Below are 849 nucleotides of genomic sequence, written 5' to 3' on the forward strand. Positions count from 1 at the left end.
AGAGCATCCACACGATCACTCAAATCCGCAATCCGGTTCAGCTCGGATGCGTACGATCAAAGACTATGGGCCATTGCTGCGCCGCACGGTGGCTGGCGCCCACTCACTTTCCTCGGCCTCAACGGCCATTTCGGGCCGCAATAGCCGGCTTGGTATGGTTTTTTACCGGTTGGATTTAGTCGCCCTTGTGCCGATGCAAACTGACGGACTTTCCCAGCGCCTTCTCAGCCGCTTTTTCCTCAAGCAGTTCGGCGTCCTTTTCAAGTTTATCGCTCATCTCACGGAGTTCGTCTTCGCTTAGCTTCTCGGCGCCAACGAACTTGTTCGAAGCCTTGCTGCTGAGGATTAGCTCATCGAGTTTCGCTTGGAGCGCCTTGCCATCCCTGTTTTGCGAGTTCTGTAGGACGAAAACCATCAGGAACGTTACGATTGTGGTCGAGGTGTTTATTACCAGCTGCCACGTTTCCGAGTAGTTGAAGATCGGACCAGTCGCCGCCCACGCCAACACGAGGATGAAGGCAACGACAAACGTCACCGGTTTGCCTGACCAGTCGGCAACGACGTTGGCGAAGGTGGAGAAGAAGCCTTTCTTTTTGGCCAATTGATGAACCTCCAGTCGAAGCGATAATATTTAGGCGCGAAGTGTGCTAAACTACAATCGCAGCGTAAATACTCGTCATACATGAGGCGAAAATGATGCTTGTGATCCGGTAGACAGAAATGACCCTATCAACCTTAGGAATAACAAGCGCATATCATGTGTTTCGGCATCTGGACCCCTAGCCGAGTCACATTAGCATTACAGTTGCAGTTTTAGTTTCAAATGAGCGCGTCGTGCGGCAGCTTGAT

At 51.7% G+C, this 849-nt stretch carries 1 protein-coding gene; it reads right to left on the reverse strand.

Going from position 1 to position 849, the window contains the following annotated elements; translation table 11 throughout:
- Positions 1–175: 175 nt before the first annotated feature.
- A complete protein-coding gene (locus EQW76_RS28710) occupies positions 176–601 on the reverse strand; it encodes a low affinity iron permease family protein (protein ID WP_142832631.1) in 426 nt (141 codons plus the stop codon).
- Positions 602–849: the final 248 nt, after the last annotated feature.

The organism is Rhizobium sp. rho-13.1, from assembly GCF_007000305.1.
Classification (GTDB): domain Bacteria; phylum Pseudomonadota; class Alphaproteobacteria; order Rhizobiales; family Rhizobiaceae; genus Rhizobium; species Rhizobium rhododendri.